Genomic DNA, 17,913 nt, shown 5'->3' with positions numbered 1-17,913 from the left:
TTCTGCCCCCTATTACAACCGGACGCGCGGGTCGGCGATTTGGTACAGCAAATCCGACAACAGCGTTCCAATCACGGTCAAGATCGCAATTAGCATCGTGAATCCCATCAACAACGGGTAATCTCGAACGGAAAAAGAGGACATATACAGCTGCCCAATCCCCGGCCAGTTGAAGATCTTCTCAATGATCAACGAACCGCCGAATAACGCGGGCAGCTCAAAGCCCACCAGCGTGATCGCCGGAAGCAACGCGTTTCGCAACGCATGGCGGTAGAGCACTTTACTCTCCTTCAGCCCCTTAGCGCGGGCCGTTCGAATATAATCCTGCTTGATCACGTCGATCATGTTGGTCCGGAAGTAACGGGTCAGCGAGCCAACGCCGAGAATGGTCATGACGATCACCGGCAAGGTCATATGGTGAATGACCTCCTTCACGTAGGCCAACCCGGTGGCGTTGCTCCCCGTTGTAATCATCCCGCCCGGCGGCAGCCATTTGAAATCAACAGCCAGGATCTTGATCAGGAACAAGCCGATGAAAAAGGACGGCAACGACATGGCAGCGAAGATCAGCACCAGCACCAGCGTGTCGAACCAGGAATATTGCTTGTAGGCAGAAATTACGCCAATGATGACAGCGATAAACCAGGTGAGGAACGTCGATACCGCGGCCAGCAGGAACGAGTTCCAGATATAATCGTTGAACAAAGCTAACACCGGCTTCTGTTGAGCCAGCGAATAGCCGAAATCGCCGTGAAACGCATTTTTAATCCAAACGGCGTACCGTTCCAGCACCGGCTTATTTAAACCGTAGATCTCCCGCAGCTCGTTCTTGCGTTCCGGCGTCAGCTTGATGTTTCCACTGATGAAGTCGCCCGGCGTCAACGCGTACAAGCAGAAGATCAGGAGCGAGGCAGCCAGCAGGATCGCCGCCATATAGATCAATCGCTTGGTGATATAAGCACTCATCTCGTCGCACTCCTTAGACAAGCCGTCCCCCCGCATGCTGGGCACGCGAGGGGAACGGCTGATTTTTCGAAAATGAAGATTCTACTCTAGTGTCCAGTTCGGCAAACTGGAAGACAGGCCGGTGAACGGGCTGACTGACAGATTCTGGATGCGTCCGTTATAAGCATATACCGTCTTCTTGTAGTTGGTGAAGATGATCGGCAGTTCGTCGTTTAACAGTTGGAACAGCTCTTGATAGGTCGCCTTACGTTGTTCAATGTCGCTGGTGCTTAGCGCTTTTTCATATAGCTCCTTCACCTTCGGATTGTCGTAACCCTTGATTTCCCCGTCAACGAACTGCAATACGCCGTCCGAAGGGTCGGCCAACATCGGCGTGGAGAAGGAAGCCATATCGTAGTCGCCGCCCTCTACCTTGGAGACCAACGCGTTGAAGTCTGCGAACACCTCCGGCTGGAAGTCGACGCCGATTGCGGCGAAGTTCTCTGTGGCAACGGCGATAAAAACATCGATCTGTGCGTTTTTGGAGCCGAGGAAATGGATGGTCAACTTCTTGCCGTCCTTCTCGCGGATACCGTCCGAACCTTTAGCCCAACCGGCTTCGTCCAGTAGTTGATTGGCTTTGTCCGGATCATAGTCATATTTGTTGATTCCTTCTTCCGTGTAGGCCCAGGAGATCGGCGAAGCCGGAATATTGGCGACCTCCCCGGCGCCCTGGTTCGCTTCGACATAGATGCTTTGGCGGTCCAGGCCATAAGTCAGTGCTTGGCGGACGCTCTTATCCTTAAGCGCTTCATGCTCCAAATTCAATTGCAGATAACCGTAGGTGCTTGGCGTGTAAGGCAGGATATTGACGAAGCCCATGCTTTTCAGCTTATCGATGTTCTCGGTCGTCGCGCTGAAGGAAGCGTAATCCACTTCGCCCGTCTCCAGGTACTGCCAGACGTCGCCTTCGGATGTTTTATAAATAAACTTCTCAGTTTTCGGTTTGCCTGCATAGTAATACGGATTGGCGACGTAACGCACCTCTTGCCCCGGAATGAATTTATCCAACACGTACGGTCCGTTGCCAACCGGCTTCTCGTGCAACTTCTTAATGTAGTCGAGTTGCCCGTACTTGTAATCCTTACCGTAGTATGCTTTAGACAAGACGTCACTGCCGAGCAGCACCAGCGCCGTCGCGTTCGGCTGCTCGAGCGTTACCGATACGGTCTGCGGATCTTTAACAGAGATGCCAGAGATACTGCTAGCCTTCCCTTCCTTATAAGCCTCGCCGCCAACAATATGTAGCGTTGGGATCTGAGAGTCCCCATCGTAAGCTTTGTCGTGGAGCAGCGTCCAGGTGAAAGCCACGTCGTCCGCGGTCATTGGCGAACCGTCGCTGAACTTCAAGTCCTTGCGCAAATGGTACGTATACGTCAGCTGATCCTCAGAAACCTCCCAGCTTTCGGCGAGGCCCGGCGTAGGCAACCCTTTGTCATCCACCGTCACTAGAGGGGTATACAGCAGCGACGATACGTTGCCATCATATCCACTCTGTTGGAAATAGGGCGTGAACGCGCCGCTCGGGTCGGTCAAGCCAACGATAATGGTATCGGTGCGTCCTTTAGCGACCGCTGGCAATTTAGACATATCACTGGCTGGAGTGAACTCCAGCACACTCCCTGCCGCCGAGTTGGTGTTGCTCCCCTCGGCTGTATTCTGGCCGTTCCCAGACTGTGCCGATGCCGATTCCCCTCCCTGCGAGGTGTTGTTGCCTCCGTTCCCGCCGCAGGCGGCCAATACCAAAGCCCCGGACAATAATAAAGTCATCAATGCGGTCATTCGATTTCTCTTCATTAGTTTCACTCTCTCCCTCCGATTTGCCTTTTTTTAGGCGAAACCTTACAATAGACGTTAATTCCGATGAGATAAGTTGTATTTAATGCTCCTATTATACGAAAGGGTGCCTGTTCTGTAAATAGAGAACTTATTAATCTTTCTTTATTCAGAGAATTAAACAATCATGACACCATAAAAAAAACGACTCCGCCGCCGTCCACACGGTGCGAAATCGTCTTTGCCAGACATCTCTGACGCTTATAAGTTTACGTTAACGATATAATCAACCAGTTTCCGATGTATCACGTCCAGCATTTCGGGTCGCAAGCTGTATTCGGACACCGTTTCCCCGTCGAAATGGGCTCTAAGGAAGCCCCCACTGCGGAGTTTAGACACATGATCATGTGTGATCCCCTTAGACAGCTTCAAATGACGGACGATTTCCGTGAACGTTCGGGGACCGCCGCTCAAATAACGCAGGATTTTTAACCGGCTCTGTTCAGCCAGCGCCCGGATCATACGGTATTCATGAGGAGGAAAATCCGTCTCGCCGCCCAGATAGATCCGAGCCGAATAATGGCATATCGTGATTTTACCAAAGTGATAAATGACGTTCATCGGTTGAAAATGGTATTGCGGGATCAGTAGCAGCTTCTCTAATCCCTCCTTTGGCATAAACGTCAACCCGTTCGTCGTTCGTTCAATGAATGACGCCGGTTCAACGATAGCCAGCTCGGCCTTCCGCTCCTCCGCTTCGGAACGCAAAGCGCCGATCACCCCCGGCTCTAGATTACGGAAATACTGGTCGTGCCAGTCGGTTAACACCTTCAAAGTGCGGGAACGAAACTGCCCCATATCCTTCGGAAACTGTTGGGTGTACTCCGCAATCAACTCATACAGATCCCCCGGCGTCTTCGCTTCCAGCCAGGCCAGAAATTCCTCGGATGAAGACCCCTCCGGGGATAGATAGGAGAGCAAATATGTAGTTTTCCAATCGCCGTCAACTTCCATATCGCCAAGAACGGAGCCGAGATCTGGTGTGACCTGCTTTAGGGTGTCCTTCACCCAGGCCGGGGCCAGGTCGATCTTCTTATGCGATTTGCGGCATATCATCGTATGTAGACTACTGAGCAGCTCGTACCGGGGTTCAAATGCAATGTCCACGCGGTAATCCAAATTCTCACGCCCCTTTCTCTCCTCCTATTATAACGTGCTCCCCCCCGGTTCAGGCAAAACAAGAATTTTACGCAAAAAAAGAACCTGAGGCTCTCACCTCAAGCTCTCTACTAACTCACCGTTCGCGGTCGCTCCAGGCGGCTGATGCCGGGGATGTGCAGCGTGGACCACTCGGGACGCAGATGGTCAACGTTGGCGACGACCACCGTCATATCGTCGTGGATGACGTTCTTCTGATACCGGATCACCGACTCCAGAAGGCAATCCGCGATTTCTTGCGGCTCCTCCGCCTGTATCTCCTGAATCAGACGCTTGATCCACAGTTCTTTGTTAACCGCGGGTCCCGGCGCATCATAAATGCCATCCGTCATCATGATGAGCGTATCCCCCGGATACAGTTGGACGGACACCAGATCAACCTCGATATCCTGGATGATGCCAATCGGCAAATTGCTGGCCGTGACCGGGATGACCTCCTGGCCTCGTTTGATGAAGCTTGGCGAAGAGCCGATCTTCATAAACGTCGTTCGCGCCGTATACTGATCGATCAGCGCCATGTCGACCGTTGCATACACCTCATCCGGCGAACGCAGCATCAATATCGAGTTTACCGATTTGATCGCGAGGGTCTCCTCCATGCCGGATTGCAGCAGTTGCTCAAGAATGTTCAGCGCCGTGCTGCTCTCGAGCCGCGCCCGCTCCCCGTTGCCCATGCCATCGCTGATCGCCACGGCAAACGTGCCGTTGCCAAGCTCCTTGGCGCTGAAACTGTCGCCCGAGAGCATGTCCCCGCCTTTGGCGGTGCCAGCGACCCCCGTCGTGATTTCAAACGCCTTGGCGGAGCCAAAGGATACGGTCGACAGGCCCTCTTTGCCGCCATGCAGCGTTTCGTTCATGACGGCGATATGCTCGCCCAAAATATCCGACAGAAGCGGGGCGATAATCTTCCGACATTCGTCAAAACCTCGAGTGTACGCATGCACGATTTCAATCTCCACATTCCCGTGATCCAGATTGACGATGTCGATGCTATGGATGGACAGGCCCATTTTCTCTAATGCCTCGCGGATTTGTTCCTCCTGCTTGTACATGGCTTGTCCTTCGCGCTGGATTTCCCGGGCCAGGTCCTCCATGACTTGCGAGACGCCTGATAGCTGTTCAGCCACCAGCTGGCGGCTGTCGTAGATTTGCCGTTTCCAATGCATATCATGTTGATACAGATCGTATTCGTGCTTCATAATGTCCAGCACCTGGTCGGTTTTCGAGCATAGCTTGCCCCACCTTGCAGGGAACTCACTTACGGTGATGTCCGGCTTCTCCTCGATCGCCGTCATCATCTCCGTCATCAGTTTGTACGTTTGATAGAATCGCCCATCCCAGCACGTGTTCTTACGGAAGCAGGTTGCGCAAGCGCCTTCAGTTACCGCGTTCATGAAATGGTCGATCTCCTCGCCGCGCTTAGCGATTTCCCCGGTGCTGGACACCTGTCCGAAGCTGCGCGCCAGTTGCTTGAAGACTTGGGAGAACTGCGCCACCCGACCGGCCGTAATGTCACGAACCCGTTTGGCATATTCATGTTGTGTCTTGGCATGCTCCTGCGTGCCGGGTACGTATTTGGCAATGACTTGGACCGTTTTTTTGGGAGTCAACAGAAAGAGTAGAACTGCAGCGCAGCTCTCCCAAGTGGAGGACATCACGTCCGCCGGACCCGCGATGTAGATCGACAGAATGGACGAGCCCAGCAGCATCCCGAAGCCCACTGCCCATTTGCGCCCTTCCCGAAGCATCCCGGCTAGCATCCCAGAGAACGCCAGCAAACTCATTTGGTAGAGGGCTGACGTGTCCGCCAGGCTGAGGATCAATCCGGTAATCACGCCAACCGATGCCCCCAATGGTGCACCGCCCGCTAAGGCAAACAGCAGGATCAGGTATCTCGACAGCACATGCTCAGCCGATAACCCTTGAATCTCCCACCCGACCGTTCCGGTCATAACCGAAGCCAGCAGGATAACCAGGCATAAAATTTCTTCACCGCGCAGCTGGTAATGCTTCTTCCGGTATGTAAACACCGGGACCGCTTGAATGAATACCAAGGTTAGGACAAAGCTCAGCAGCGCGTCCATGACGGTCATCGCCAACGCGTACCAAGTCAGCGAAGGGCCGATCACTGCCCCGAACATCCCGACGAAAAACGTGCTCGTGAACACCATAATCGGAGCATAGGAGAGATCCGCCCGTTCAAACGTCTCCAGCCCCTTTTGCAGCAAATAGAAGATCAGCAGCTCCACGGCAATCTCCACGGCATGGAGATGCGCATCCGGCGTCAACATCGCTCCTGCCACCATCACCGCGCTTGCGATCCAGGCGATGTCTCGCCGCATAAACAGGATGACCGCGAAGAATGCGACCGCAAACGGGGCCAGCTCGTCCAATATTGTCGCACGCCCCAGCAGAAAGCTCATCACGAGGAGCAATCCGTTCCATTTGTTAACCGCGAACAGCCGCCCGGCCCGCCGGATGACCGGTTGGTCCAGCAATAGGCTCCGCCACGATCCCTTGTCCCATGACTTCGCCTTTCTCATCCCTGGAAACAGGGTGACATTCCACTTATTCAACATCCTGGCACCGCCTTTTCCAAATTAGTAAGGTATGTCCCATTATAGGAGGCTAGAACCGGAAAGTTTGTCAGATACCGGAGCAGGGGCCAAAGAAATTTCCGACAAATTGAGAGGGGACGCCGACAGGGCGCGAATGCATGCCCCCCATAGCAATGGGGCACGTTAGGGGTTTTTATGTTCGCATCGAAGATCACGGGCGTTGTTAGCGAAAGACGGCCGTACGGAGGCGCTCCTCGTAAAAAACCGTAAGAACCTGTCGGCAAAAAGCCCGGAGGCGACAAAAGATGCTTCAGAGAAAGTTCAAAAAGTCATCTTTTGAAGATTTCATTAACTTTTTCAGTCGCTAAACAAAACAAAAAACCGCAGGCGAGCGAACCGCCTACGGTGGGTTTGATTATTCATTTTCAGGGATTACATTCGTTTGGCTCCGCGTCCTCCGCGTTTGCCTTCCGTATTCTTCTTGAGCGAAGAAATGCGCTCCTCGCTATCCTTCAGGAAACGAGAAACTTTGTCCTCAAAAGAAGCTTTGTTGGCTGGGGGCTTGAAAGAACGTCCTCCCCGGTCTCGGTTAAATCCGCCGCCCGGACGGTCTCCGTCTCTTCCGCTTGGCCGGTCCGGTCTCGGTGCGCGAGGCGGTCTGGCTTCGGCCGGTTTGTCAACAGCCTGCTTGATGGAAAGTCCGATCTTGCCGTCCTTATCGACGTTAATTACCTTGACGGTAACCGTATCGCCGATCTTCAGATGATCGTTGACGTCTTTCACGTAATTGTCGGCGATCTCCGAAATGTGAACGAGACCCGTGACACCTCCTGACAGATCCACAAATGCTCCGAAATGCGTGATGCCTGTCACTTTTCCTTCTAACTTGGTGCCCACTTCAATTGCCATAAAATAAAATGATCCTCCCTTAAAAATATACAGCCAGGCCTCGAAATCATGACTGCGGTGATTTGATTATACCGAATGACTGATACAAGGTCAACAGACGGATGTCCCGTCAACCCGCATGGGGTCAGTCATTTCCGGCTTCAGACTCGGATACCCGGACCGGGATCTCGCCCGGTTTGTATAGACCATATTTCTTCATGGCAATTTGTCCGATGTACTCGGGGTCGTTCAGTCGGTTAATTTCATATTTGAGCTGGTTCAAGTTCTGCTCACTGGTCGTCTTGGCGGCTTGCCGTTCCGCCAGTTGCTGTGATTTGCCGCCAATGTCCCCAGCTTGGGAAATAAACGTGTACCCGGCCCAGCCTAAGAACAGGACCATGAATCCCATCCAGAGCCGCAGCCTGCGCTTCGCGAAAGCAGATCCGTTTCCGGAGGACTGACTTGGGTTCGATGTTTTCGGATTTGTGGACACTTCGCGCATCAGGGCACCTCCCAGCATTTATTCCTTGTTAAACCAGCGTAATAGACGCAAAACTCGCTCCCACCACACAGCAGCCCAGCGCCGGATCTTGTCCCATCCTTGCGGAATCCGAAGCCTTGTCCATATAGGTCTTAATGCCCATACAAACAACCTCCAAATCGGCAACAAGGTCACCCGGCCCATGAACAGCAGCACGATCCAAATGAATCCGAGCAAGATACGGACCACTTTGACCAGCCATCGTAACGGAGCGATGATAAAAATCCCGATCATACGTATGATAAAGCGATAAATAGAGTTAACTATCCTCATTAACATTAACACAAAACGCTCCGTGATAACACTGAGGAACAAAAAATAAATCCAAATGCCTAGAAACAGGCCTAAGAAAACATAGAACCGAAGTTCCCCATGGTTGCTGTGGTACAACGTGCGGAAAACGAACAAAGCAGCAGCCAACCAATAGAGCAAATCGAGGGTATGGACGCTCCAGCGGGGAAACCGGAGTTGTCCCGAGACGACACGATAGCTGTCAAAGGCGATGCCCATGATCCCCCCGGAGGCCAGCATCCAGAGCAGGGTCGCCCATTGCGTCTCCAAATTCATCGGAACAACTTGCCGAGCAGGCCCTTACCGGACGAATTCGATCCCGGATCCAAATACGAAAGCGAGTTCACTAAACCCTCAATGCTGACCAGCCCCTGCTCCAGGTTCAGGTTTTTGATATGTAAATTCTGCCCGCGTATCGTCAAATGCCCAAGCTCGGTCTGTAGCAAGAACTCCTCGCTGTCGAAACTTTCCACATTGAGAACTCCCGAAATGTCCAGCAGCTTGCGGTTTAACAGATGCAGCTCCTGATGCTTAGCTTTATTTGGTTCGACCATGGCATGTACCCCTCCTTCATATCCCTAGCTTATGGACGAAAAATCGGCTTTAGAACAAGTTCCTTTCGGCCCATAACGTGATCTTCTTTACTGTTGTTCGGAACCGCTTTCAACTACGATGAAGTGGAAGAGATTTACATCCGTAGTTGGAGGCGAATTAGTATGAGTCCTGCATTTTCGAGAGGTCCCGATTCGCATGAAAAATACCGCCGAGAGACCGATACGCTAGGGAGAAAGGATCTCCCGGCAGAGGTCTACTACGGCATTCATACGGCGCGGGCAATGGAGAATTTTCCGGTCAGCGGGCGTCCGGCTCATCCCCGGCTGATCGAAGCGATCGCCGTAGTCAAGAAAGCCGCAGCGCGGGTCAACGGCAAGTTGGGCCTGATCCCGGCAGAGGTGGCAGGGGCGATTGGGTGGGCATGCGACGAGATTATCAGCGGCGCCTTGGCGGATCAGTTTGTCGTCGATGCCTTGCAGGGCGGTGCGGGGACTTCCACTCATATGAATGTCAACGAGGTCGTCGCCAACTTAGCGATCGAACGGCTTGGCGGGTCTAAGGGAGATTATCAGCTCGTCCATCCCCTAGACCACGTCAACCGCTGTCAATCGACCAACGACGTGTACCCCACCGCGCTGCGGATTGCGGCGATCCGGCTGCTGCGACCACTCAGCGAAGCGTATGCTTCCCTGCAGGAGGCGCTGCAGGAGAAGGAGCAGGAATTCGCTGACGTGATGAAGTTGGGGCGCACGCAGCTAATGGATGCCCTGCCGATGATGGCCGGGCAGGGGTTTGGCGCTTACGCCAAAGCGGTCGCCCGCGACCGTTGGCGGTTGTACAAAGCCGAGGAGCGGCTGCGCGAGATTCATCTCGGCGGCACAGCGATCGGCACCGGGTTGGACGCGCCCAAAGCCTACGTCTTCCAGGTGACCGACACGCTGCAGGAGTTGACCGGGCTCGGCCTGGCGCGCAGCGAATTTCCAATGGACGGGACGCAGAACATGGACGTCTTCGTCGAAGTCTCCGGGCTGCTGAAAGCGGCAGCCGTGACGCTGTTGAAGATCGCCGGCGACCTGCGGTTGCTGGCGTCCGGCCCCGCCGGGGGCATCGGCGAATACACGTTGCCCGCCGTCCAGGCCGGCTCGTCAATCATGCCGGGTAAAGTGAACCCGGTCATGGCGGAAATGGCCGGCCAGACGGCCATGCGGGTGATCGCGAACGATACCGCGATCACTTGGGCCGCCGCCGGCGGCCAGCTCGAACTGAACGCGTTTGGCCCGCTGATCGCCGATTCCCTGCTGGAATCGCTGGAGATCCTGGGGCGGGCCGTTCCGCTGTTCGAGCAACGCTGCATTCGCGGCATCGCCGTCAACGAGACGGCTTGTCGCGAGCATCTGCGGCGCTCCACCGTGCTGGCCACCGCGCTGGTTCCGCATCTCGGCTACGAGGCGGCCGCCGAGATTGCCGGGATCGCCCGGCGCGAAGGGCTGTCGGTGGAGCATGTCGCCGTCGACGGCGGCTGGCTCACCGCCGAGCGCGCCGCCGCCATCCTGAATCCGCTGCAAGTGACGAAGCCGGGCATCCCCGGCGAATAGAAGGGGGAACGCGAGATGAGCCTAAACGCAACGCCGCGCGGAGAGCGGACGCATATCGCCGTTTTCGGCCGGACGAATGTGGGGAAATCGAGCGTGGTCAACGCTTTGACCGGGCAGGAGATCGCCGTGGTCTCGCCGGTGCGGGGGACGACCACCGATCCAGTGTACAAAGCGATGGAGCTGCTACCTTTGGGGCCGGTGGTGCTGATCGACACCGCGGGTCTGGACGACGAAGGAACGCTGGGCGAGCTGCGGAAGCAAAAAACGCGGGAGCTGATTCACCGTACCGACCTAGCCTTGTTGGTGATCGACGCTATGACGGGGCCCGACGACTTTTACCGGGAGCTGCTGGCCGAGTTGAGGCAGCGGAACATCTCGGTTGTAGGCGTGCTGAACAAGGTCGATGCGCTCTTGGATGCAGACGCGGGGGCTGCGCTTGTTGATACGAAGGCGCAGCTGGGCCTGCCGGAATGCGTGGCGTTCAGCGCCCTGGACGGCCGCGGTATCCCCGAGCTGAAGCGGGCGATCGTGGCGGCCCTTCCGCACGAGGAGGAGCGCTTCCGGCTCGTCGGCGACCTTGTCGCGCCGGGCGATCTCGTCGTGCTGGTCGTGCCGATTGACAAAGCCGCGCCCAAGGGCCGGCTGATTCTGCCGCAGCAGCAGACGATCCGCGACCTGCTCGAGAGCGACGCCATCGCCGTCGTGACCAAGGAGCACGAGCTCAGGGCGACGTTGGAGCGGCTCGGAACGAGGCCGCGGCTCATCGTCACTGACTCGCAGGTCTTCCTCAAGGTTGCCGCCGACACGCCGAGGGACGTGCCCCTGACCTCGTTCTCCATCCTGTTCGCCCGGCATAAAGGCGACTTAAATGAGCTGGTCCGGGGCGCACGGGCCATTGATCGGCTCAAGGACGGGGATCGTGTCCTGATCGCAGAGGCCTGTACGCACCATCAGCAGTCCGACGACATCGGCACCGTCAAAATCCCACGCTGGTTACGCCAGGCCACAGGCAAGCAGCTGCACATCGAGCATGTCTCCGGCTACTCTTACCCGCCGGACCTGGCCCGCTACGCAATGATCGTGCATTGCGGCGCCTGCATGCTCAACCGCCGCGCGATGCTGCATCGCCTAGGCGAAGCCCAAGCGGCCGGCGTCCCGATCGTCAACTACGGCGTGCTGATCGCCTACCTTCACGGCGTGTTCCCCCGTGCCATCGAGCTCTTCCCCGCCGCCATGATGGCGTGGGAGGAAGCGGCCCAGGAGCATGAGTGAGGGAACTCGGGGAAAGCAGCGAGCCGAAACTCTAACGCTTGTCAGCAACACTATTTGTCCCAAAATAGGGGGTTTCAGAATCTAGCGCTTATGAGAGAGCTTATTTGCCTGTTTCTCCTCTTAAAAGAGGTGATTCTACCCAAATAAGCTCGCTGGTAAGCGTTAGAAATGAAATCTCCCTTATTTAGCGCCAATAAGCGTTCTGGCAAGCGTTAGCCTGGGGTTGTGCGAATACGGTGAGCTCCCCGTGCAATGGGCAAGTGGAAATGGGGTTGGCTAATGGATTAGGGTTGGCCAGCAGGCGGGATGGCAGTTGGGATGTTGGCGGGTTGGCCAGCAGGCGAGATGGGTTGGGATGCGGGCGAGATAGGGGTAGGATGTCAGACGATGGGTCATCCTATCGACGCCAAATAAGCCTTCAACATCCGCCTCAATAGGCGGTGTTGAAGGCTTTTGTTATTCCATTCTGCCGCTCGACTTAGAACCGCAAGTCCCGCTCGCCGTTCTGGATCCGCTGCAGGCGGTCGATAGTCACTTCGCGCGCGGAGGCTTTGGGGATGCGGCGGAGGTTGTTTTTGATCAGCGTCGCCCCCATTTCCCGGGCTTCGTCATCTCCGTAGTCCAGCAAATACTCCTGCAGGGTGAGCAAGGCGTTCGGGTGGCAGACGTTGTGGATCTGGCCCGATTTGGCCAGGCGCATAAAGCGGTCGCCCGTCCGGCCCTCGCGGTAACAAGCGGTACAATAGCTCGGAATATAGCCGTCCCGGCACAGCGACTTGATCATCTCGAGCGGTGAGCGGTGATCGCCAACCTCGAACTGCGCGGTATCGGCATGACTCTGAGCTCCGCTATCTCCGTACGCATCCATGTACCCGCCGACGCCGGTGCACGAGCCCGCGCTGATCTGGGAGATGCCCAGCTTGACCACCTCGTCGCGGAATTCCGAGTCTTCGCGGGTGGACAGGATCATGCCCGCATAAGGCACCGCCAACCGCAGCACGGCCACGATTTTCTTGAACTCGTGATCGCTCACTAGATACGGGAAGCTGTTCAGGTCGACGCCGTCCGCCGCCCGCAGGCGTGGGACGGAAACCGTGTGCGGCCCGCAGCCAAACGTTGCCTCCAGGTGCTCGGCATGCATCAGCATCGCAATCGTTTCGTATTTGTGATCATATAATCCGTACAATACCCCAACGCCGACGTCGTCAATGCCGGCCCGCATCGCCCGGTCCATCGCCGTCGTATGCCAGTCGTAATCGCGTTTCGGTCCTTTTTGGTGCATGCGGCTATAAGTGGGACGGTGGTACGTCTCCTGGAACAGGATGTACGTGCCGATCCCCACGTTCGCCAGCTTGCGGTAGTCCTCCATTGTCGTGGCGGCAATGTTGACGTTAATGCGGCGGATGCTCCCGTTATCGACCTTCACCGAATAGATGGTTTCGATGCATTCGAGAATGTAGTCGATCGGGCAATGCTCCGGATCCTCCCCGGCCTCCAGCGCCAGCCGCTTGTGCCCCATTTGCTGCAGCACCTCGACCTCCTGGATCAGCTCCTCCCGGTTCAAGCGCCGTCGCACCATGCTCTCGTTGGATTGTTTATAACCGCAGTACTCGCAGTTGTTCACGCAGAAGTTGCTAACGTATAAAGGGGCAAACAACACGATCCGATTCCCGTAAATCCGTTCCTTCACCTCGCGTGCCGCATGGTAAATCTCCTCCAGCAACACATCGTCCTCCACGTTCAACAGGACGGCGGCTTCCGCCGCGGTGATGCCTTTGGCGGTCCGGGCACGTTCCAGAATAGCCAGCACCTTCTTACGGTCGCGGGCCAGCTGCGACCCGTAAGCGAGCGCCGATACGATCGTTTCATCCCGGATGAAATCCGCCGGCTCCCATTGATCTGACCTGCTCATCCTAATCCCTCCCTGTAAGATGCGCCCTAATCCACTCATAAACCTCTTCGGGACTGTTTGGACAACCCCTCGCGCAACGCACACAACACCCCACGCTAACAACCAACGACTAACAATTAATAGCGGGAGCGCACCAAATAGTGCGTATGCAAGAATTGATGGCTCTTGTGGCTGTTCGGCTCCTCCAAAAACTCGCGATAGATCTGCTGGATATAAGGGTTCTTATGCGATTTGCGAATCGTAGAAGCCTCGTCCTCGTCGTAAATCGCCTTGGCTCGTTCCGCCTTCACATCCAGCGTATCCCGCAGACTGGCACTTACAATCGGCTGCCCGCCGCCGCAAATGCAGCCGCCCGGGCAAGCCATGACCTCGATAAACTCGTATTGGCGCTGGCCGGACTGGATCATCGCCATCAGCTTCCGGGCGTTGCCGAGCCCGTGCACGACGGCGGTTCGGATCATGCGTCCGTCCGGCAGCTCAACTACCGTCTCCTTGATGCCGTCCATCCCCCGCACGGAGGTATATTCCACCGTATCCAGCTCTTCTCCGGCCACCAGCTCGAACACCGTTCGCAGCGCGGCCTCGGCCACACCGCCGGTCGCGCCGAAGATCACTCCGGCCCCCGACGCTTCTCCAAACGGATTGTCGAACGTCTCGCCGCGCAAACCGGCGAAGTCAATCCCCGCTTCCTTGATCATCCGGGCGATCTCCCGCGTCGTCAGCACGTAATCAACGTCTTGCAACGATTCGCTGGCCAGCTCCTCGCGCTGCCCTTCGAACTTCTTCGCCGTACACGGCATGATCGACACGACGACGATGTTCCCCGGATTGATCCCCATCGTTTGGGCGAAGTAGCTCTTAATCATCGCCCCCTCCATCTCGTGCGGCGACTTGCAGCTCGATAAATTCTCCAGCATATCCGGGAAGTTATGCTCCACAAACTTCACCCAACCTGGACAGCAAGACGTCATCAGCGGCAGGTTCTCCCCCGTCGCCAATCGATGAATCAGCTCGGTACCTTCCTCCATGATCGTTAAGTCGGCGGCAAAATCAGTATCAAACACCTTATTGAAGCCAAGCCGTCGCAGCGCGGCAACCATCTTCCCCGTCACGCGCGTGCCGATCGGCATCCCGAATTCCTCGCCCAAGGCGACGCGCACCGCCGGTGCGGTTTGGACAACGACGAATTTATGCGGATCGGCAATCGCTTGCCAGACGTCGCTCACATTTTCCCGTTCCTGCAGCGCGCCAACCGGGCAAGCCATGATGCATTGCCCGCAATTGACACAGACCGATTCGCCAATCGGACGACCCAAGGCTGGCCCAATGACCGTGTCGAATCCCCGGTTCATGAACCCAATAGCCCCCACGGTCTGTACCTCGCTGCAGACGGCGACGCAGCGGCCGCACAACAGACATTTCGAGGTGTCGCGCACGATAGACGGTGACGAGAGGTCGACCGTCGACCGCGCTTTACTCCCTGAATAACGCACGTCGCGCACGCCAATCTGATTCGCCACCTCCTGAAGTTCGCAGGTTCCGCTGCGCAAGCAGGAAGTGCATTCCCGATTATGGTCCGACAGGATCAGCTCGACCGTTGTTTTGCGGGCTTTGCGCACCCGCGGCGAATTCGTCCGAATCCGCATCCCGTCCTCGGCCACCAGCGTACACGAAGCGATCAGGCGGGGGCCCGACTCCACCAGGCATACGCGGCAGCTGGACGGGTGGTTCATGCCCTGCAGATGGCAAAGGGTAGGAATGTGAATGCCTAATCCACGAGCCGCCTGAAGCACCGTCGTTCCCTTCGGTACTTCCGTTTCCATCTCATCTATCCATAGTTTCACGGTATCCAACATAGAGTTCTCCCCCCTTTAGCTCTTGTAAATCGCAGCGAATTTGCAGCTGTCAAAGCAGATTCCGCACTTGATGCAGACGAGCGGATCGATCGTATGAGGTTCCTTCACCTTGCCGGTAATCGCTCCCGTCGGGCATTTCCGTGCGCAGAGGCTGCAGCCTTTGCATTTCTCCGCATCGATCGTATACGTAATCAGCGAGCGGCAAACGCCGGACGGGCATTTCTTGTCGACCACATGGGCGATATACTCGTCGCGAAAATATTTCAGCGTGGACAACACCGGATTCGGCGCCGTTTGGCCGAGTCCGCAGAGCGAAGCCGCCTTGATCTGCTCGGACAACTCCTCCAGCACATCCAGGTCCTCCATCGTGCCCTTACCTTCCGTGATTTTCTCCAAAATCTCCAGCAGGCGCTTGGTACCAATTCGGCACGGCGCGCATTTGCCGCATGATTCATCGCGCGTAAAGTCGAGGTAATAGCGGGCCACGTCGACCATGCACGTCTCTTCGTCCATCACCAGCATACCGCCCGAGCCCATCATCGAACCCAAGCTCAGTAGCGTATCGTAATCGATCGGACGGTCGAGGTGCTCGCTCGTCAGGCAGCCGCCCGAAGGGCCGCCGGTCTGCACTGCTTTGAACGCCTTGCCCCCGGGAATCCCGCCGCCGATTTCGTAAATGACCTCGCGCAGCGTAATACCCATCGGCACCTCCACCAGCCCGGTGTTGACCACCTTGCCGCCCAAGGCGAAAACCTTGGTGCCTTTGCTTTTTTCCGTCCCGATGCTCCCATACCACGAAGCGCCTTCCAGCAAAATGATCGGCACATTGGCGAGCGTCTCCACGTTATTGATCACCGTCGGTTGGCCCCATAACCCGCTGACGGCCGGGAACGGCGGCTTCGGATTCGGCATGCCGCGCTTGCCTTCGACGGAGTTCATCAGCGCCGTCTCTTCGCCGCATACGAACGCCCCCGCTCCCAGGCGGACGCTGATGTCAAAGGAGAAACCGCTGCCGAACAAGTCCTCGCCCAGCAGCCCGTAATCGCGGGCCTGTTTAATCGCCGCCTGCACCCGTTTCACCGCGATCGGATATTCCGCCCGCAAGTAGATGAAGCCGTGGTTTGCCCCGATCGCATAGCCGGCGATCGCCATGCCTTCCAGCACGGAGTGCGGGTCGCCCTCCAAGATCGAGCGGTCCATGAACGCGCCTGGATCGCCTTCGTCGGCGTTGCAAATCATATATTTTTGCCCCGTCCGCTGCTTCGCCGCCGTCTCCCACTTGACCCCGGTCGGGAACCCGCCGCCGCCGCGCCCGCGGAGGCCTGCTTCCTTCACCTCGGCCACGACCTCCGCCGGATCCATGGTCGTCAGAACTTTATGAAGCGCCTTGTACCCATTCATGGCGATATATTCGTCGATATCCTCCGGATCGATCGTGCCGCAGTTGCGCAAAGCGATCCGCTGCTGCTTGCGGAAGAAGTCGACTTCATGCAGCGGCTTGATTCGCCCATCCTCCAGCGACTGCTGATAGACGAGGTGTTCGACAATTTTGCCCTGAAGCAGGTGCTCATCGACGATCTCCGCCACGTCCTTCACCTTCACCCGGCTGTAGAACACCTCCTCCGGGTAAATGATCACGACCGGCCCCAGCTCGCATAACCCAAAGCAGCCGGTTCTTACGATATCGATCTTGTCCTGAATTCCTTGGCTGGTCACGGCTTGCTCAAACGCGTCCGCGATCAGCATGGAGTCCGAAGAGGTGCATCCCGTGCCGCCGCAGATCATGACGGACCGCTCCGCAACGCCCCCATCCCCGGCCCCGCTCTTACCCAGTTTTCGGCGGACCAGCCGACTTAACTGCGCCGTACGGATACTCTCGAGATCCAACAACGTTTTCATCGTTCCACCCTCCCTTCTAATGCGTCTCCGCAGGCGTGCGCATCGGCTTCAGAATCTTCGGTATTTCGTTTGGCGTCAGCCGGCCATGCACTTTCTCGCCGATCGTCATCACCGGCGCCAAACCGCAAGCCCCCAGGCAGCGGGTGGCATCTAGCGTAAATTTCCCGTCTGCCGTCGTCCCCTGCACAGGAACGTTCAGCTCCTGGCTGAGGCGATCCAGCACACCTTGGGCACCCTTAATGTAACAAGCCGTCCCCATGCAGACCCGGATCACATGCTCCCCCTTCGGCTCCAGCGAGAAAAACGAATAAAACGTCGCTACCCCGTAGATTTCAGCCATCGGCATTCCCAGCTCCCGGGAAACGATTTGCAGCGCCTCTTCCGGCAGGTAGCCGTACAAATCTTGAATTTCGTGCAGCACCGGGATCAACGCGCCTGGCAGCAAGCGGAACTGATCGACGATTTCCCCGACCCGGCGCAGCCGCTCCTGCTCTCCCTCGCAATGGCAAGTCTCTTCCATATTTGCATCCTCTCCCTTCATCATCCG

At 56.6% G+C, this 17,913-nt stretch carries 14 protein-coding genes; 2 read left to right on the top strand and 12 right to left on the bottom strand.

Features of this window, described 5'->3' with window-relative positions:
- Positions 1 to 12: 12 nt before the first annotated feature.
- The 8 genes from KJS42_RS21950 to yabP all read right to left on the bottom strand — a co-directional run bounded on the left by KJS42_RS21950 (position 13) and on the right by yabP (position 8,831).
- The gene (locus tag KJS42_RS21950; RefSeq protein ID WP_155608088.1) at positions 13 to 966 is read right to left on the bottom strand and encodes an ABC transporter permease; all 954 of its coding nucleotides are present in this window, start codon (positions 964 to 966) and stop codon (positions 13 to 15) included.
- 81 nt (positions 967 to 1,047) lie between these two features.
- A complete protein-coding gene (locus KJS42_RS21945; protein WP_155608087.1) occupies positions 1,048 to 2,802 on the bottom strand; it encodes an ABC transporter substrate-binding protein in 1,755 nt (584 codons plus the stop codon).
- Positions 2,803 to 3,042: 240 nt separating this feature from the next.
- Positions 3,043 to 3,960, bottom strand: a complete 918-nt coding sequence (locus KJS42_RS21940) for an ArsR/SmtB family transcription factor (protein WP_155608086.1) — start codon at positions 3,958 to 3,960, stop codon at positions 3,043 to 3,045.
- Between the two features lie 110 nt (positions 3,961 to 4,070).
- Positions 4,071 to 6,578 carry a stage II sporulation protein E gene (gene spoIIE, locus KJS42_RS21935; protein ID WP_213624126.1) on the bottom strand — a complete coding sequence of 836 codons (2,508 nt, stop codon included), beginning with the start codon at positions 6,576 to 6,578 and terminating at the stop codon, positions 4,071 to 4,073.
- Between the two features lie 411 nt (positions 6,579 to 6,989).
- On the bottom strand, positions 6,990 to 7,466 hold the full coding sequence (locus tag KJS42_RS21930; RefSeq protein ID WP_059040379.1) for a S1 domain-containing RNA-binding protein: 477 nt from the start codon (positions 7,464 to 7,466) through the stop codon (positions 6,990 to 6,992).
- Between the two features lie 124 nt (positions 7,467 to 7,590).
- Positions 7,591 to 7,947: an FtsB family cell division protein gene (locus tag KJS42_RS21925; RefSeq protein ID WP_193418984.1), complete on the bottom strand. Its 357-nt coding sequence runs from the start codon at positions 7,945 to 7,947 to the stop codon at positions 7,591 to 7,593.
- Between the two features lie 18 nt (positions 7,948 to 7,965).
- Positions 7,966 to 8,553 (bottom strand): spore cortex biosynthesis protein YabQ, encoded by a 588-nt coding sequence (yabQ, locus tag KJS42_RS21920; protein WP_155608083.1) that lies wholly within the window; start codon positions 8,551 to 8,553, stop codon positions 7,966 to 7,968.
- On the bottom strand, positions 8,550 to 8,831 hold the full coding sequence (yabP, locus tag KJS42_RS21915; RefSeq protein ID WP_155608082.1) for a sporulation protein YabP: 282 nt from the start codon (positions 8,829 to 8,831) through the stop codon (positions 8,550 to 8,552). The genes yabQ and yabP overlap by 4 nt, the downstream gene beginning before the upstream one ends.
- Before the next feature lie 162 nt (positions 8,832 to 8,993).
- Between yabP and KJS42_RS21910 the strand changes: the two genes are divergently transcribed.
- Complete coding sequence (locus KJS42_RS21910) at positions 8,994 to 10,427, top strand: aspartate ammonia-lyase (RefSeq protein WP_213624134.1); 1,434 nt, start codon at positions 8,994 to 8,996, stop codon at positions 10,425 to 10,427.
- Positions 10,428 to 10,442: 15 nt separating this feature from the next.
- On the top strand, positions 10,443 to 11,699 hold the full coding sequence (hydF, locus tag KJS42_RS21905) for a [FeFe] hydrogenase H-cluster maturation GTPase HydF (protein WP_213624125.1): 1,257 nt from the start codon (positions 10,443 to 10,445) through the stop codon (positions 11,697 to 11,699).
- 478 nt (positions 11,700 to 12,177) lie between these two features.
- Here hydF and hydG read toward each other — a convergent pair whose 3' ends face one another.
- The 4 genes from hydG to nuoE all read right to left on the bottom strand — a co-directional run bounded on the left by hydG (position 12,178) and on the right by nuoE (position 17,910).
- Entirely contained in the window at positions 12,178 to 13,611 is a 1,434-nt protein-coding gene (gene hydG / locus KJS42_RS21900; RefSeq protein ID WP_155608079.1) for a [FeFe] hydrogenase H-cluster radical SAM maturase HydG, read from the bottom strand.
- 116 nt (positions 13,612 to 13,727) lie between these two features.
- Complete coding sequence (locus tag KJS42_RS21895) at positions 13,728 to 15,467, bottom strand: NADH-dependent [FeFe] hydrogenase, group A6 (RefSeq protein WP_240908800.1); 1,740 nt, start codon at positions 15,465 to 15,467, stop codon at positions 13,728 to 13,730.
- 15 nt (positions 15,468 to 15,482) lie between these two features.
- The gene (gene nuoF / locus KJS42_RS21890; protein ID WP_204801189.1) at positions 15,483 to 17,366 is read right to left on the bottom strand and encodes an NADH-quinone oxidoreductase subunit NuoF; all 1,884 of its coding nucleotides are present in this window, start codon (positions 17,364 to 17,366) and stop codon (positions 15,483 to 15,485) included.
- Between the two features lie 16 nt (positions 17,367 to 17,382).
- Positions 17,383 to 17,910, bottom strand: coding sequence for an NADH-quinone oxidoreductase subunit NuoE (nuoE, locus tag KJS42_RS21885; protein ID WP_239484104.1), 528 nt, complete (start codon positions 17,908 to 17,910; stop codon positions 17,383 to 17,385).
- Positions 17,911 to 17,913: the final 3 nt, after the last annotated feature.

Source organism: Paenibacillus sp. J53TS2 (assembly GCF_018403305.1).
GTDB classification, from domain to species: domain Bacteria; phylum Bacillota; class Bacilli; order Paenibacillales; family Paenibacillaceae; genus Fontibacillus; species Fontibacillus rhizolycopersici.
The sequence above is the reverse complement of the archived record's forward strand: the minus strand, read 5'-3'. Positions and strand labels throughout refer to the sequence as shown.

Excerpts from the sequence above, each read along its gene's own strand:
- KJS42_RS21950 (WP_155608088.1), bottom strand. The coding sequence starts at position 966 with ATGAGTGCTTATATCACCAAGCGATTGATCTATATGGCGGCGATCCTG.
- KJS42_RS21945 (WP_155608087.1), bottom strand. The coding sequence starts at position 2,802 with ATGAAGAGAAATCGAATGACCGCATTGATGACTTTATTATTGTCCGGG.
- spoIIE (WP_213624126.1), bottom strand. The coding sequence starts at position 6,578 with ATGTTGAATAAGTGGAATGTCACCCTGTTTCCAGGGATGAGAAAGGCG.
- KJS42_RS21930 (WP_059040379.1), bottom strand. The coding sequence starts at position 7,466 with ATGGCAATTGAAGTGGGCACCAAGTTAGAAGGAAAAGTGACAGGCATC.
- KJS42_RS21925 (WP_193418984.1), bottom strand. The coding sequence starts at position 7,947 with ATGCGCGAAGTGTCCACAAATCCGAAAACATCGAACCCAAGTCAGTCC.
- yabQ (WP_155608083.1), bottom strand. The coding sequence starts at position 8,553 with ATGAATTTGGAGACGCAATGGGCGACCCTGCTCTGGATGCTGGCCTCC.
- yabP (WP_155608082.1), bottom strand. The coding sequence starts at position 8,831 with ATGGTCGAACCAAATAAAGCTAAGCATCAGGAGCTGCATCTGTTAAAC.
- KJS42_RS21910 (WP_213624134.1), top strand. The coding sequence starts at position 8,994 with ATGAGTCCTGCATTTTCGAGAGGTCCCGATTCGCATGAAAAATACCGC.
- hydF (WP_213624125.1), top strand. The coding sequence starts at position 10,443 with ATGAGCCTAAACGCAACGCCGCGCGGAGAGCGGACGCATATCGCCGTT.
- hydG (WP_155608079.1), bottom strand. The coding sequence starts at position 13,611 with ATGAGCAGGTCAGATCAATGGGAGCCGGCGGATTTCATCCGGGATGAA.
- KJS42_RS21895 (WP_240908800.1), bottom strand. The coding sequence starts at position 15,467 with ATGTTGGATACCGTGAAACTATGGATAGATGAGATGGAAACGGAAGTA.
- nuoF (WP_204801189.1), bottom strand. The coding sequence starts at position 17,366 with ATGAAAACGTTGTTGGATCTCGAGAGTATCCGTACGGCGCAGTTAAGT.
- nuoE (WP_239484104.1), bottom strand. The coding sequence starts at position 17,910 with ATGATGAAGGGAGAGGATGCAAATATGGAAGAGACTTGCCATTGCGAG.